Origin of the sequence: Thalassospira xianhensis MCCC 1A02616, from assembly GCF_003326475.1 — a bacterium.
Lineage (GTDB): Bacteria > Pseudomonadota > Alphaproteobacteria > Rhodospirillales > Thalassospiraceae > Thalassospira > Thalassospira xianhensis.
On the sequence record NZ_JPWA01000002.1, the window covers coordinates 261,740 to 277,315 of the forward strand.

Annotated in this window: 13 protein-coding genes; 9 read left to right on the forward strand and 4 right to left on the reverse strand. The window is 53.6% G+C overall.

What is annotated here, in order from left to right; genetic code table 11:
- The first annotated feature begins 26 nt into the window (after positions 1-26).
- Together tcuA and tcuB are read left to right on the forward strand one after the other, a co-directional pair.
- Complete coding sequence (gene tcuA / locus TH5_RS03580; RefSeq protein WP_063095511.1) at positions 27-1,415, forward strand: FAD-dependent tricarballylate dehydrogenase TcuA; 1,389 nt, start codon at positions 27-29, stop codon at positions 1,413-1,415.
- Positions 1,399-2,529 carry a tricarballylate utilization 4Fe-4S protein TcuB gene (gene tcuB / locus TH5_RS03585; protein ID WP_208638394.1) on the forward strand — a complete coding sequence of 377 codons (1,131 nt, stop codon included), beginning with the start codon at positions 1,399-1,401 and terminating at the stop codon, positions 2,527-2,529. The genes tcuA and tcuB overlap by 17 nt, the downstream gene beginning before the upstream one ends.
- A gap of 69 nt (positions 2,530-2,598) precedes the next feature.
- Here tcuB and TH5_RS03590 read toward each other — a convergent pair whose 3' ends face one another.
- Positions 2,599-4,008 carry a sensor histidine kinase gene (locus tag TH5_RS03590; RefSeq protein ID WP_114120690.1) on the reverse strand — a complete coding sequence of 470 codons (1,410 nt, stop codon included), beginning with the start codon at positions 4,006-4,008 and terminating at the stop codon, positions 2,599-2,601.
- Positions 4,005-4,667, reverse strand: a complete 663-nt coding sequence (locus TH5_RS03595) for a response regulator transcription factor (protein WP_114120691.1) — start codon at positions 4,665-4,667, stop codon at positions 4,005-4,007. Before TH5_RS03595 ends, TH5_RS03590 begins: the two co-directional genes overlap by 4 nt.
- Positions 4,668-4,910: 243 nt before the next feature.
- On the opposite strand from TH5_RS03595, the gene TH5_RS03600 reads away from it, so the two are divergent.
- The 4 genes from TH5_RS03600 (at position 4,911) to TH5_RS03615 (ending at position 10,296) form a co-directional block, all read left to right on the forward strand.
- The gene (locus TH5_RS03600) at positions 4,911-6,011 is read left to right on the forward strand and encodes a Bug family tripartite tricarboxylate transporter substrate binding protein (protein ID WP_114120692.1); all 1,101 of its coding nucleotides are present in this window, start codon (positions 4,911-4,913) and stop codon (positions 6,009-6,011) included.
- A 124-nt stretch (positions 6,012-6,135) separates the two neighbouring features.
- Positions 6,136-8,115: a tripartite tricarboxylate transporter permease gene (locus tag TH5_RS03605; protein ID WP_114120693.1), complete on the forward strand. Its 1,980-nt coding sequence runs from the start codon at positions 6,136-6,138 to the stop codon at positions 8,113-8,115.
- Between the two features lie 5 nt (positions 8,116-8,120).
- Positions 8,121-9,233 carry a 4-oxalomesaconate tautomerase gene (locus TH5_RS03610; RefSeq protein ID WP_051682459.1) on the forward strand — a complete coding sequence of 371 codons (1,113 nt, stop codon included), beginning with the start codon at positions 8,121-8,123 and terminating at the stop codon, positions 9,231-9,233.
- 4 nt (positions 9,234-9,237) lie between these two features.
- Positions 9,238-10,296 carry an isocitrate/isopropylmalate dehydrogenase family protein gene (locus tag TH5_RS03615; RefSeq protein WP_114120694.1) on the forward strand — a complete coding sequence of 353 codons (1,059 nt, stop codon included), beginning with the start codon at positions 9,238-9,240 and terminating at the stop codon, positions 10,294-10,296.
- 68 nt (positions 10,297-10,364) lie between these two features.
- Here TH5_RS03615 and bglB read toward each other — a convergent pair whose 3' ends face one another.
- Positions 10,365-11,462 (reverse strand): beta-galactosidase BglB, encoded by a 1,098-nt coding sequence (gene bglB, locus TH5_RS03620; RefSeq protein ID WP_114120695.1) that lies wholly within the window; start codon positions 11,460-11,462, stop codon positions 10,365-10,367.
- Positions 11,463-11,514: 52 nt separating this feature from the next.
- Positions 11,515-12,489 carry a TRAP transporter substrate-binding protein gene (locus TH5_RS03625; protein ID WP_114120696.1) on the reverse strand — a complete coding sequence of 325 codons (975 nt, stop codon included), beginning with the start codon at positions 12,487-12,489 and terminating at the stop codon, positions 11,515-11,517.
- 443 nt (positions 12,490-12,932) lie between these two features.
- Here TH5_RS03625 and TH5_RS03630 point away from each other — a divergent pair, with 443 nt between their 5' ends.
- Genes TH5_RS03630 through kduD form a run of 3 tightly spaced genes read left to right on the forward strand, consistent with a single transcriptional unit; the run spans position 12,933 to position 15,541 of the window.
- Positions 12,933-13,436, forward strand: a complete 504-nt coding sequence (locus TH5_RS03630; RefSeq protein ID WP_167443449.1) for a TRAP transporter small permease — start codon at positions 12,933-12,935, stop codon at positions 13,434-13,436.
- Position 13,437: 1 nt separating this feature from the next.
- On the forward strand, positions 13,438-14,760 hold the full coding sequence (locus tag TH5_RS03635) for a TRAP transporter large permease (protein ID WP_244204810.1): 1,323 nt from the start codon (positions 13,438-13,440) through the stop codon (positions 14,758-14,760).
- A 40-nt stretch (positions 14,761-14,800) separates the two neighbouring features.
- On the forward strand, positions 14,801-15,541 hold the full coding sequence (kduD, locus tag TH5_RS03640) for a 2-dehydro-3-deoxy-D-gluconate 5-dehydrogenase KduD (RefSeq protein WP_114120698.1): 741 nt from the start codon (positions 14,801-14,803) through the stop codon (positions 15,539-15,541).
- Positions 15,542-15,576: the final 35 nt, after the last annotated feature.

Genomic DNA, 15,576 nt, shown 5'->3' on the forward strand with positions numbered 1-15,576 from the left:
AAAATACGAAAAGAGGTGGAGACGCCGTGAAAACTGAATCCGATCATTATGATGTCCTTGTCGCGGGCGGCGGGCAGGCGGGGCTGATTGCCGCGATCGTCGCTGCGGAAAAAGGCGCGCGCGTCTGTCTGCTGGAAGGGGCACCCAGAACCCATCGCGGCGGGAATACCCGCCATACCCGCAATTTGCGACCCATGCATATTGGCCCCTTGTCGGTTTTAAGCGGCACTTATGACGAGGCGGAATACTGGGATGACCTGATGCGGGTGACCAAGGGGAAAACCAACGAAACACTCGCCCGCATGACCCTGCGCCAATCGACAGAAGCCGTTGACTGGCTTGAGGCGCGCGGTGTGCAGTTCCAGCCACCACTTGGCGGAACCCTGCATCTGGGCCGAACGAATGCGTTCTTCATGGGCGGGGGCAAGCAACTGTTAAACGCCCTTTATCGGCATGCCGATAAGCTTGGCGTTGAAGTTCATTACGATGCGATGGTCACGTCCGTAGAGATTTCGGAAGGAAGATTTAAAAGCCTTCAGGTGGGTGATCACACCATTTCGGCAAATGCGTTCGTTGCGGCAGCCGGCGGATTTGAAGCGAATATCGAGTGGCTGAAAGAGGCATGGGGCGACATTGCCGAAAATTTCCTGATCCGGGGGACGCCCTATAATCGTGGTGATTTGCTGCGCATGCTGCTTGATGCCGGGGCCCGGCAGATCGGGGAACCCAATCAGTGCCATGCGGTGGCAATTGACGGGCGCGCGCCAAAGTTTGACGGCGGAATCTGCACGCGGGTTGACTGCGTGTCGCTTGGCATTGTGGTGAACAGGAATGCCGAGCGATTTTATGATGAAGGCGAGGATTTCTGGCCAAAGCGATATGCGATCTGGGGCCGCCTTGTTGCGGACCAACCTGATCAGGTGGCCCATGTGATTATTGACCAGAAGGCGCGCGGTGCCTTTATGCCCCCCGTTTTCCCGGCGGTGGTCGCCGATACGATTGGCGAATTGGCCCAAAAGATCGGTCTGGATCCCGCGACGCTTGAGAAAACCGTTGCCGACTATAACGCGGCGGTTCAACCGGGAAAATTTGATCATACCGAACTGGATGGGGTTCATACCAGCGGGCTTGTGGTGAACAAGACCAACTGGGCGCGGACACTCGATCATCCGCCATATAGCGCCTATTGCCTGCGGCCGGGCATCACATTCACCTATCTCGGGGTGGAAGTCAGCGAAAAGGCGCAGATGCAGATGGCCGACGGGACCGAAAGCCCGAACATCTTTGCTGCGGGTGAAATTATGGCCGGAAACGTTCTGGGCCAGGGATATCTTGCCGGGATTGGCATGACGATTGGAAATGTGTTTGGACGAATTGCAGGAAGGGAGGCTGCCGATTATGCGCTCAACCGATAAAACAACCGAAGCCGCCCGCGTGATGTCGATCTGCAATGCCTGCCGTTATTGCGAGGGACATTGTGCCGTTTTCCAAGCGATGGAACTGCGGCTGGAATTCAATTCCGATACGCTCGATTATCTGGCAAACCTTTGCCATAACTGCGGGGCCTGTTATCACAATTGCCAATATGCGCCGCCACACGAATTTCAGCTTAACGTTCCGGCCGCGATGGCGGAGCTCAGGCAGGAAAACTATGGCGTTTATGCGTGGCCGGGCTTTATGGGCAAGCTGTTTGCCAATAACGGTCTTTGGGTCAGTTTTCTGTCAATCGTTGTGATCACGCTTTTTCTGGGCGGAACGGCCATTCTAACCGGGGATGATTTCTTTTCAGCGCACGACAACGCATTTTACGGCGTGATTTCGCATGATGTCCTGGCCGCAATGTTTGGTGCGGTCGGTGGATTTGTGCTGCTTGCGCTGGTGGTTTCGATTGTTAAATTCTGGCGGACAATCAATTTGCCAGGTCCTTTCAGGCTTGATTATCCCCGCGTCATGCAGGGGATCAAAGATGCTCTTTCGCTGAAATATCTGGATGGTGGCAACGGGCAGGGATGCTCGTATCCAAGCGAAACGCCCTCTATGGCAAGGCGGTGGTTCCATCAGATGACATTCTGGGGCTTCATGCTGTGCTTTGCTGCCACATCGTCGGCCACGGTCTTGCATTATGGCTTCGATCTTCCCGCACCTTACGGGTATTTAAGCCTGCCCAAACTGTTTGGCATTCTGGGAGGACTTGGTCTTATTGTGGGGCCTGCGGGGCTGCTGATCCTGAAGGCCAGGGCAGATGCCGCCCCGAAAGGCAAAACGAACAAGGGTATGGATGTCAGTTTTCTGGTTCTGCTGTTTTTGACAAGTCTGACCGGACTTTGCCTGATGTTTGTGCGTGATACGCAATATGTCGGGGTGATGTTAAGCATCCATCTTGGTGTTGTGATGACGCTGTTTCTGTCCATGCCATATGGCAAGTTTGTGCATGGTTTTTATCGCCTGATCGCGCTGATTGTGTTTGCCGTCGAAAAGAACGATCACAAGCAGGTGGTGGGCGTTTGTCAGGACAAGAAAGCGGCCTGAACTTCTAAAGACAAAAGACCGGCACATGTCGTGCGGGTCTTTTGTCTGCAACATGAGGGATAGAACCGTCTAGCGTGGGAATGCAATCCGCACCTTCAGGCCAACACCGTCTTTGCCATCTTCAAGGGACATAACGGCCTGATGTGCGTCGGCAACTTCTTTGACAATAGCCAGACCAAGGCCACACCCTTGTCCGTTTTGCTCATCAAGGCGTACGAAACGTTCCAGAACCATGTCGCGGTCTTTTTCCAGGATGCCGGGGCCGTTGTCTTCAACCTCTAAAATCGGACCGACAGCAACGCCGCGACCAATGACGCGAACCGTAACAATCTTACCGGGAGTGCCATAAACAATGGCATTGTCGATCAGGTTGCCAAGCATTTCCTGAAGCAGAACTTCGTTTCCTGTTTCAATTTCACAGTTCATGCCCTCGCTTTGATCGTCGAAGCCAAGATCAATATCGTGGCGGATTGCGTGGCGAACCATCCCGGATGTCACCGAGGCGGCAAGGGCCAAGAGATCTGTCTTTTCGTAGCGGACAGCCTTTCGGCCTTCCGGTGATACCCGCGCGAGATTCAGAAGCTGGTTGGCAAGTCTGGCGGTCTGGCGGGTTTGACTGACGATACGCTCAAGCGCTTGGCGGTCTTGTTGGTCGCTGGCATTGCGCAAAGCCCATTCTGCTTCGGCTTGGACGGTTGCAAGCGGGGTGCGCAATTGGTGAGACGCATCGGCGATGAAACGCTGATTGGCCGTGATTGAACTTTCCAGACGCGCCAAAAGTGCATTCAGAGATCGGACAACCTCGGTGACCTCCTTGGGCATGGCATGGCGAATTGGCCGTAAATCGTCAGTTGATCTGCGGCGGATTGCCTGTTGAAGGCGTCTTAAGGGGGCAAGTCCGCGTGAAACGCCGATCCACGCAAAAACGCCGCCTAGAAACATTAAAACCAGAAAATCAGTGGTCGATCCCAGAAGTTCTTCATAAATCAGATTGTCGCGTTCACGACGGGTCTGGCTGACATCAATGGTGACCCAGCCATAGATGTTCGACGACGGATTGGAAACCAGATATTTCATGGTTACCGCGCGTACGTCCTCGTTGCGATAGTGTGCGTTATAGAAATGGGGGACACCCGGTTCCAAAGTAATGCCATCGGGCAGTCGCGGCAGACCAGAATCCCCGGTCACAAACGCCCCGTCCGGACCCTGCACCCGGTAATAAGTGTTTTCGCGGGTGAACTGCTCCAGCAGCAGCTCGATATCACGCGATAGCAAATCGCCTCTTGAATTGATTGCGTGTTCTGAAATCGTTACCGCCAGTGCAATCAGGAGCCTGTCCTGAATACGATTGGCCATTTCGCTGACGGTAAGATAGTTTTTGGCCAACAGCCCGAATGCCAGCATTAATCCAGGCAGCAAAAGCCAGCGCAGGAGCCTTGCGCGCAATGATGTTGATGTGGCGGCAGAGTTTTCGGTCATTCGTCGATCATATAACCAAGCCCACGAATAGTCCGGACTTCGACATCCCCTGATGCAATCTTTTTACGCAGTCTACTGATGTAAAGTTCGATTGATTTTACGCTGGCCTCATCATCAAAGCCAAACAGATGCAGGGCGATTTTTTCCTTGCTGATCACTTGGCTTACATTCAGCAACAGGATTTCCAGCACACCACGTTCGCGCGGCGTTAGTGAAACAGGTTGCCCATCAATCGTGACGGATCGGTCGACTGAATTGAATGTCAGCTTTCCAATCGAGACGCTTGGATTACGCTGTCCGATATTGCGTCGTAGAAGTGCGCGGGCACGGGCTTCGAGTTCAGATAACTCGAACGGTTTGACCATATAATCGTCTGCCCCGGCATCCAGACCAGCGACACGTTCATCCAGATTGCCGCGCGCGGTCAGGATCATGACGGGCAAATTGATTTTGCGCGCGCGCACGGTTTTCAGAATTTCAATCCCGTCCAGTCCCGGAAGCGACAAATCGAGAATCAGCAGATCGAAGGTTTCTTGCAGGACAAGTCGAAGAGCATCTTCACCATCATGAACCAGATCGACAGCATGATCGGTCTGCCTTAGGGCGGCAGCGATTTTGTCAGCCAGAACAAGGTTATCTTCTACGATCAGGATACGCATTCTGCCTAAATAACACCGAATACGACTTCGAAAATTAAAAATTTGACCCTAGACAGCAAACTGACAGCTTTTTCGTTTAGATTTTGCGTCATAGGCAAACGGCACTCCCGGCAACGACCGGTCAGAAGAACAATAACAGCCGACAGCCTGAATGGGAGGAAATCGACACTTGATGCATGTCTGTGCGTCACGCGCTTCTTCCTTCCGTTCGAGAGAAAACAACCGTTATGGAGGGAAAGCCCAATGTCATGGGGAAAAACCGTTAATCAATCATTCAAGACCGCGTGTGCGGCTGCGGCAATTGCTTTTGGCTTTGCCGGTACAGCAACCGCACAGGATGCCGACTTTGCCGGGGATCGTGTCGAACTGATTATTCCGTTCGGTGAAGGTGGGGGGACTGATACCTGGGGACGGTTCTGGGCACCGTATTTCAGTGTCTTTCTGCCGGGAAACCCGACCGTTGTCGTCAAGAACATTCCGGGCGGTGGTTCGACTTCGGGGGCGAACCAGTTTGAAGCCCGTGCCAAACCTGATGGATTGACCGCTATCGGAACTTCCGGCTCAACCCAGTTTCCGTATCTGTTGCGCGACAAACGCGTGCAATATGAAATGCGTGACTGGCGCGTGGTTTTGGCTTCGCCGACGGGGGGGGTTGTTTATGTGAATTCCGATCTGGGTCTTAAGTCGGCTGCTGACATGAAAGCACTTGAAACCGTCAAGTTGCGTTATGGAAGTCAGGGCGCGACGTCCCTTGATCTGGTTCCGTTGCTAGCGTTTGAGCTGCTGGGACTTGATGTCGATGCCGTGTTTGGCATGAAAGGCCGCGGGGCCGGTCGTCTTGCCTTTGAGCGTGGCGAAGTCAATATCGATTACCAGACTTCGTCGGCTTTTATTAACAACGTTACACCACTTGTTGATATCGGCAGCGCCGTTCCGCTGTTCTCGTGGGGGGCGATCGACGATGACGGCAATATCGTGCGCGATCCTTCCTTCCCCGACCTGCCAAGTTTCCCCGAAGCATACGAAATGATGAAGGGTGAAAAACCTTCAGGTCCCGCCTGGGATGCTTACAAAGCCTTTTTCATTGCCGGTTTCCCGGCTCAGAAAATGGTCTTCCTGCCAAAAGATACGCCTGAGGAAATCGTGCAGGCCTATCGTGAAGCGGCACAGGCAGCAACCGAAGATGAAAGCTTTCTTGCTGATCGACAGGCAACGCTTGGCGAATACAAACAGATCGTTGGCGAGCCTGCAGAGCGTATTTTCCGCACGGCTGTGAACGTTCCAGAGGAAGCCCGTGAGTGGGTGCAAAAATGGCTGACCGATAAATACTCGGTTCAGTTCTAACTGAAAATCTGAAGTCTCCCGTTTCCTGATCGGGGTGGCCTTGTCCACCCCGCTTTTTTCACCCTGCGACTGTCTGGTCGTTTCAAGGGAACGGGCGAACTTTGTCTTTTGACGGAGTTTCCTGATGCTTGATGCAATGATGACGGCACTGTCTCATTTCGCGCAGCCAACCCATCTGATGTATCTTTTGCTGGGGGTTGGAATGGGCATGATTGTCGGCATTCTGCCCGGTCTGGGCGGAATTGTCGGGCTGTCTCTTCTGTTACCCTTCATTTATGGCATGGACCAGATTTCGGCACTTGCCATGTTGATCGGTCTTGTTGCTGTTATCCCGACCTCGGATACCTTTACATCTGTCTTGATGGGGATACCGGGATCAAGTGCATCACAAGCAACAGTTCTTGATGGTTTTCCTTTGGCCAAAAAAGGCCATGGTGCCCGTGCGCTGGGGGCTGCATTTTCGGCATCCTTGGTCGGGGGACTGGTGGGTGCTGTTATCCTGACCGGCTTTGTCGTGATCGCGCGGCCTCTGATCCTGGCATTTGGTTCGGCCGAACTCTTTATGCTTGCTGTTCTTGGTCTGTCGATGGTCGGCGTTCTTGCCGGTAAAAGCCTGCCCAAGGGCGTGATTGCTGCAGGCCTTGGCTTACTGCTGGGTGCACTTGGTGCGGCTCCGGCCACCGGCGAACTCCGCATGAGCTTTGACTCTGTTTATCTGATGGATGGTCTGCCACTCGTCATTGTCGGGCTAGGCATGTTTGCGTTCCCTGAAATCATCGACCTGTGCCGGCAAAATCGATCTATTTCTGATAAGGGCACCCTTGGTCTGGGATGGCGCGACGGCGTTCGGGATATGATCCGTCACAAATGGTTGTGCCTGCGTTGTGCCGGTCTTGGCAGTATTGTCGGGGCCCTGCCTGGGCTTGGCGGAAGTGTTGTCGACTGGATCGCCTATGGCCATGTCGTCCAGACCGCAAAAGACAAATCGCAATTCGGCAAGGGCGATATCCGTGGTGTTCTGGCACCGGAAAGCGCAAACAATGCCAAGGAGGGCGGCGGGCTTGTTCCCACCTTGCTGTTTGGTATTCCCGGATCGGGCAGCATGGCCGTTTTTCTTGGCGGTATGGTCCTGATTGGTCTTGAAGCCGGCCCAGCAATGGTCGGGCGCGATCTTGATATCACCTACACGATCATCTGGTCGCTTGCGATTGCCAATGTGGTTGGTGCTGGTGGTGCATTGCTGATTTCGCCTTTCGTCTCGCGCCTGACGACAATCAAATACGGTTACCTTGCGCCGTTCATGATTACGGTCATCTGCTTTGCTGCGTTTCAGGCGACGCGTTCCCTTTCCGATATGATCGCCTTGTTGGTGCTTGGTGTTCTTGGCGTGCTGATGAAACGCTTTGGCTGGCCTCGCCCGGCGTTTCTGATTGGTTTTGTGCTCGCATCCAACACGGAAACCTATCTTTATCAGGCCCTGCAATTCTACAACTGGGAATTCTTGACCCGTCCAGGTGTGGTAATTATCGCGGCTCTGACAGTCATTTCCGTTCTTATGGGGATGCGAAAACACCCGGTAAATCCGGTTGAAGAAGAAGAAAGCAGCCATTCCCACAATCCGAAACGCTGGCCGCAAATCCTGTTTGCGGGCGTGCTTCTGGCGTTCTTTGCGTTCGGAATTTGGGATGCAACGCAGCATTCCTTCCTTGGCAGTGTCTTTACCGGTGCGGTTTCGGTGGTGATGTTTGTCGTTTCGGCGATTTTGATCTGGCAATTGATTGTATCGCCACCGTCGCATGCGGCCAATTTTGATCATGAATTTGACCTTGAACATCAGGACGTGAAGCCGACCGCAGGTCTTTGGCACTACGTTCTTTGGGTTGCCGGAATGGTTGCAGCAACCGCCGTGTTTGGGTTCCTGATTGCGATTACCGGGTTCTTCATGGCCTTCCTTCGGGTCAAGGCAAAGGCATCGTGGCTTCGGACGTTGCTTTTAACCGGGCTTGCGATTGGCGGGCTTTGTGTTCTTGCGTGGTCACTGGTTCTCGATTTCCCGGCCGGGATGCTTCAGGACCTGATTGAACTTCCCTGGCCGCTGGGGTGATCGACATGAAAAATACCGTGATTGTGAATGACCAACATGCCGTTCCCTGCGTGATGATGCGCGGCGGGACATCAAAAGGGCCGATCTTTCTGGCCAGTGATTTGCCCGAAGACGTTGCCGCGCGTGATCGCCTTTTGCTTGCTGCGATGGGGTCACCAGACAAACGTCAGATTGATGGAATTGGCGGTGCCGATACGTTAACCAGCAAATCATGCATTGTTGCGCCGTCCAGCCGACCGGATGCGGATGTCGAGTTCCTGTTTGCCCAGGTCGCCATCGACAGGGCAGAGGTTGACGTTAATCCAAATTGCGGGAACATGACCGCAGCAGTTGCCCCGTTTGCGATTGAGGCCGGTTTGGTACCGGTTACAGGGGATCAAACGCTGGTCCGCATTTACAATAAAAATGTTGGCGCGTTGGTTGATGTGCTGGTTGCAACACCGGGCGGAAAGGTGACCTATAGCGGGGATGCGGCGATTGATGGCGTGCCCGGGACAGCGTCCCCGCTGATATTGCGGTTCAAGGATATCATGGGCAGCAAAACCGGTCGGCTCCTGCCAACGGGGAAACCGATCAACTATATCGACGGGCTTGAAGTGACCTGTATTGATGTAGCGGTTCCGATGGTGATGTTTCGCGCCCGCGATCTTGGAATAACGGGGAACGAAACAAAGGCACAGCTTGACGGCAATGCAGAACTGATTGCACGGATGGAAGCCGTGCGCCGCAAAGCATCGGAACTGATGGGGCTTGGCGATTGTACCGGCAAGGTTGTTCCGAAAATGGCCATTCTGTCCGAGCCGACAAAAGGTGGCGATATTACATCGCGCTATTTTGTGCCGCATAATTGCCATGCGACCCATGCGGTGACCGGCGCGATTTGTGTTGCCAGTTGCGCATCACTTTCAGGAAGCATCGTTGATGGTATGATCAGTCTCAAGGCCTTGCCGCAACAGTGGATTCAGATTGAACATCCAAGTGGCATGATTGCAGTTGAACTTACCATCGAAGGATCGGGGCCAAATCTTTCGGTGATTTCCGGCGGGGTGATCCGCACCGCACGCCGGTTGTTTGAAGGTCGGGTTCTTGTTCCTGAAAATATTCTGACGGAGGTTTAGGGTCGTGGATGTTCTTTTATTGCCGGGCGACGGGATCGGACCGGAAATTACGGCTGTCACCCGCAATGTGCTTGAGGCATTGGACCGTTCATTTTCGCTGGGGCTAAAATTTACCAGCGAAGATGTCGGATTTGCATCATTGGAAAAACACGGTGCCACCATTACCCCGGAATTGATCGAGCGTGCCCGCAAGGCCGATCTGACCATTCTGGGGCCGGTTGATACCGCGCATTATCCTCCGGCAGATCAGGGGGGGATCAATCCTTCTGCGGCATTGCGCATCAATCTTGATCTGTATGCCAATGTAAGGCCTTCGAAGGTGTTTGAAGGTCTTCCTGCTTTGGCCCGGAATATGGATCTGGTGATTGTGCGTGAAAATACAGAAGGTTTTTATGCCGATCGCACCATGTATGCGGGCACCGGCGAGGTGATGCCAACCCCTGATCTTGCGCTGGCGATGCGCAAGGTGACGCGTCAGGGAAGTTACCGGGTGTCGGCATTTGCTGCGCGCCTTGCAGCCAAACGTCGCGGGCATCTGACCATTGTGCACAAAGCCAATGTTTTAAAGCTTAGTGACGGTCTGTTTTTATCCGAAGCAGAGAAAGCAGCAGCCGAGCAGGGCGGACTTACGGTTCGCGAAGAACATGTTGATGCGATGGCATCACTTCTGGTCAGAACGCCAGATGCGTTTGACGTGATTGTAACGACCAACATGTTTGGTGACATCCTTTCGAATGAGGCGGCGGAGCTGGCCGGTGGGCTTGGGCTTTCCGGGTCACTCAATGTCGGGGATGAAAATGCGATTGCGCAGGCATCGCATGGTTCAGCCCCCGATATTGCAGGCAAGAATATCGCCAACCCCGTATCGCTTTTGCTGTCGACCGTTCTGCTTCTGGATTGGAAGGGGGCAGAAGCTGGCCGCAGCGATTTGCAGCAGGCTGCAAACAGGCTGGATAAGGCAATTGCCGAAATGCTGAAAAATCCGGACACGCGAACAGCAGACCTTGCCGGATCATTGTCTTGTCGTGATTTTGGTTCGATTTTGGCCGATAGGCTTCGCTGAAAACTTATAAAAAGAGCCCCTGCCGCAATGCGGACAGGGGCTTTCGAAACTTCAGTTGAAGCGCAATTCTATTCGACAATGTGATTGAGGGCTTCGACGAGACATAGAAGCGCCATGGATTGGCCATAGCCGGTAGGGTGCAGGGGGATGTTCTTGTAGAATTCAAGGTCATGTCCCATGCGGGTGCCGTAGGAAACCTGTTGCACGACACCATTACTGTCGATGTTTTCGAGCACGGCATGCAGAGCCTTTTGACCAGCCGTTTTCCAGCTTTCGGGGCCAAGGCCCAGCCGATATCCTTTGAGCAGCGCATAACCGATTGCAGAGGTTGCCGAGATTTCCTCGTAAGAAGTTGGATCGTCGACCAGTGTGTGCCAAGTACCGTTTTGGGTCTGATAGTCGATAAGGCTTGATAGCTGTGCCTTGACAACCCACAGCAGATAGCGGCGTGTGGCGGCATCAAGATCGGCAAGATCAATCAGATCGAGTATTCCCGCCGAAATCCATGAATTGCCACGTGCCCAGCGCGCACGGGCGAAATTGTGATTTCCATCGAAGGTCCAGCCATGAAACCACAGGCCGGTTTCGGGTTCGCAAAGATAGTGGGTGTGGACCAGAAACTGGAATTTGGCTTCGTCGATCAGGTCTTTTCGGCCGGAAGCCTGACCGTAGGATGCCAGAAACAGGGCGAGCATGAACAGGGTATCGTCCCACAGTTCGCCGTTATTGATCTTGTCTGAAACATCGTGCTGGAACCCGCCGGACGTGGTGCGCGGGGCGTCTGCGATCAGGCGGTTTGCCCAATCGTCAAGAACAGGTTCCCATCGAGGATCCCGGGTCTGCTGCCATAGAATGGACAGGGCCAGCATGGGGGCTGTCGTGTTCACATTCTGGGGCGGCAGGCCCCGGGAAAGCTGTTTTTCGTACCAATTTTCCAGAATGCTCCGCGCTTCTGCGTCTCCGGTCTGGAGCCAGAGTTGCGCAATTCCGTACAGACCGACACCCTGTGGCCATTCCCAACTATCGAAACTGACATAATCACCTGCCGTTCCATCAAGGTTCGGCTCGTTGAATTGTCCTTCGTCTCGCAGGTTACGTAAGCCTGTCACTATCTGAGAGATTTTCTCTTTCAATTCGTGGTGAAGGCTGACGGTATCGGTTCCCATTATTATGTCTCGCTGTTTTTTCTGAAGGAATTTGGTGGCGCGGAGCGGAAAATTATTCGGTTTCGAGAATCTGGGTCAGAAGACCGCCGAAATCCGGATCGTTGCGGTACTCGTCAAGCAGCGGCATGACTTTTTCGCGGAAGGGGGCCTGATCCGGGGAGACAAAGGTCACCCCCATCTTTTCTGCTTCTGCGGTTGAATCCTTGACGGCCTGGTCCCAAAGCGCACGGAAGGATTCAGTCGCGTTTAGAGCAGCTTCCTTGACGATGGTGTTCTGTTCGTCGGTGAGTTTTTTTGCAGCCGCGTTGGAGATCACCAGGAAGTCCGGAATGCGAAGATGTTCGTCCTGCGAATAGAATTTGGCGACTTCGCCGTGACGACCGATGGTCAAAGCCGTGACGTTGTTTTCCGCACCATCAATCACGCCCATTTGCAGGGCCGTATAGATTTCGGCGTAGGGCATCGGTGTCGGGGAGCCCCCCATCATTTCGACCATGCGGATCGAGCTGTTGGAGTTCAGAACCCGGATTTTCTGGCCTGCAAGATCTTCTGGCGTATTGATCGGTTTATCGGTGGTATAGAACGAACGTGCGCCGCTGTCGAAGAAGGTCAGGCCAACAAAGCCGCTGCCTTCTGTGGCGTTATAGACCTCGTCTGCGACCGGTCCGGTCATGACGCGATAGAAATGGTCTTCGCCCTTGAAAATATAAGGCAGGGTGAATGCCTTGAACACCGGGTCAAAGTTTTCGAGGTTGCCTGCACTGACGCGGGTCATGTCAACCGCACCGTTCTGAAGCTGTTCGAGGACTTCGCGCTCGGACCCCAGAACCGCATTTAAGAACAGCTGAATGGTAACTTCGCCGTCTGTACGTTCTTTGACTTCATCAGCAAATTGTTGCAGGGCGGTGCTGGTCGGATGGTCCGCCGACAGCGAATTGGCCAGAGTCAAACGTGTTTTGGCCTCTGCCTGGCCGACCGCAAGAGTGGCAATTGCTGTTAAGGTCAAGGCAAGTTTCTGATATTTCATTGTTTTCCTCCCTTGGATTTTTTTCCGCCCGATTGGCGGTGACGAAAATGTCACCGCATTTCATCGATGACATGTGGATAAAACTGTCATTGTGAAAATAAAATTTCCATATGTAATAAATTTTCATTTTCGGACAGCCAAGCAAGCATGAGGAAGCCGCGCGAAAGGAGCGTTGGCATTCACGTTTGGGACAGATTGTGCGCCAATATCTTTGATGTCAGAGATTTGTCCGGGTTTGGTAATCTTTTGAATGTGATGGAGCGCAGTTTGGCTGCGCAGCGCCGGTTGCATCATCCTGCTTTAACGTGTAAGCCCGGTTCTGAAATGTTTGTGAAAATAATTTTCAGATTGCAGATATTGTTTTCACATCGCATGGTCTGGGGATAATCGAAATAAAAAGAATGCCTGTCTGCGCCAGGCAACTTCGACGGAGGAAACGCGAAGTGTTGCAATCTCTCAAGCATGGTATTGAGCGCCTGCTGCTGGTGATTATTTCAATCACGCTGTGCTGCATGGTGGTCCTGATGCTGTGGCAGGTTTTCACCCGCTATGTGCTGGCAACGCCTGCCTTGTTCACGGAAGAAACGCTTCGATTTACGATGATCTGGATGGCGCTTCTGGGGTCGGCTTACTGTTTTGGCAGCCGTAAACATCTGTCGCTTGATCTGCTGGTTTTTCTGGGGCCGATGTGGTGGCGCAAAGGGCTGGCGATGCTGAACGGGGTTATTTCCATCGCATTTGCCAGCTTTACGATGTTGATCGGTGGCTGGGGGGCAAGCATGTCGGCAATGGCGCAGCTTTCGCCGATCATGCAGATCCCGATGGGGATGGTTTACCTTGCGGTTCCGGTGTCGGCGGGCCTGATCATTCTGTTGCAGGCCCTTAATATTATTCTGATCGGTCTGGGCCAACTGGCACCGGTTGAAGAAGTGCAGGAGACAGTTTGAAATGGATGCGCTTGTTGATTTCATGCTTGATCCTGCGGGTGCGGCAATCGTTCTGTTTGCGCTGTTTTTCGGCCTTCTTGCCCTTGGAACGCCTATTTCGATTGCAATTGGTGTTTCCTCGGTTGTGACGGGCTTTGCCTATTTGCCATCAAGCGTGATCAGTTTCGTCAGCGCCCAAAAGATGTTTTCGGGCATCGACAGTTTTACGCTTTTGGCCATCCCGTTTTTTGTGCTGGCGGGGAACATCATGAACAAGGGCGGTATTGCAATCCGCCTGATCAATCTGGCGAAATTGCTGGGCGGGCGTATGCCCGGTGCATTGGCCCATACCAATGTGCTGGCCAATATGCTGTTTGGCTCGATTTCCGGGTCGTCCATTGCTGCTGCGGCCGCCGTCGGCGGGGTTATGGGGCCGTTGCAACGCAAAGAGGGGTATGACCCTGCGTTTTCGGCTGCGGTCAACATTGCATCGGCACCCACCGGTATTCTGATCCCGCCAAGCGGACCGTTAATCCTGTTTTCGTTGGTGTCGGGTGGGACGTCGATCTCGGCCCTGTTTCTTGGCGGGTATCTTCCGGGCATCCTGATGGGGCTATCGGTCATGATGGTCATTACCTTTTTTGCCGTGCGCCGCGGATATCGCACGGAAGGTAGTGTCGGCTGGTCGGAAATACTGCATGTGACCTGGCAGGCCCTGCCGCCTTTATTGATGATTATCCTGGTCATTGGCGGCATTGCGATCGGGGCTTTTACCGCAACAGAAGGTGCGGCGGTTGCCGTGCTTTATTCATTTGTTCTGTCGTTGATGTACCGGATGGCAAGCTTGCAGGAATATCTGGAAGCTTTGAAATCGTCGGCGGTTACGAGTTGTTCGATCCTGTTTCTGATCGCGGCATCGGGCATCATGTCCTATGTCATGACGATTGCCGGGATTCCCGATGTCATTGCCGAGACCATTCTGACCTTTGACAATCCCATTGTGATTTTGCTGGTGATGAATGTCTGCCTGCTGATCATCGGGTTTTTCATGGATCTGACGCCGGCAGTGTTGATTTTTACCCCGATCTTTTTGCCGATTGCGACCGAGATCGGCATTCATCCGGTGCATTTGGGCATCATCATGATCTTTAACCTTGGGGTCGGGTCGATGACACCACCGGTCGGGAGCGTCCTTTTTGTCGGGTGTGCGGTTGCCAATCTGCGCATTGATCAGGTGGTAAGGCCGATCCTGCCGTTCTTCTTTGCGACATCGGCGGCCTTGCTTCTGACCACTTATGTCCCCTGGATCACGTTGGCATTGCCGCGTTTCCTTGGGCTAATGTGACGTTCACCCATACCTAATCCTATCCAAGCGGAGTTATATCATGAATGCGTTCTCGCTGAGCGGTCGAAAAGCTTTGGTAACCGGCGCCAATGCCGGAATAGGGCAGGCTATTGCCGTCGCCATGGCACGCGCAGGTGCGGAAGTTGTCTGTGCAGGACGGCGAAGCTGCGGCGAGACGGTTGCAATGATCGGTGATGCGGGTGGTGTCGCAGGCGAAGTCATTGTTGATTTTGCTGATCCGATGGCAGGGGCGGCCCTGTTTGAAGGGGCCAATATCGACATTCTGGTCAATAATGCGGGGATTATCCGCCGCGCCGATTGCATCGATTTTACCGAAGAAGACTGGGACGCCGTTATGGATGTGAATGCCAAGGCGGTGTTCTTTACCTCGCAGGCGTTCGCCAAGGAGGTCTTTGCGCGCGGTGGGCAGGGCAAGATTGTGAATATCGCGTCGCTTTTATCGTTTCAGGGGGGCATTCGGGTTCCGTCCTACACCACATCCAAGCATGGTGTGGCCGGTTTGACCCGTATTCTGGCAAATGAATGGACGGCACGCGGTATCAATGTGAATGCGATTGCGCCGGGCTATATCGCGACAAGCAATACACAGGCGTTGCGTGATGATCCTGATCGGTCTGCGGCCATTCTGGAACGTATTCCGGCCGGGCGTTGGGGACGTCCTGATGATATCGCGGAAACAGCGGTTTATCTGGCAGCGCCCGCGTCTGACTATGTTTCAGGTGCCATTTTGAATGTTGATGGTGGCTGGCTTGCGCGATAGGGCGGTTTGTGGCGCCCTGATTACGTTTGGCCGGT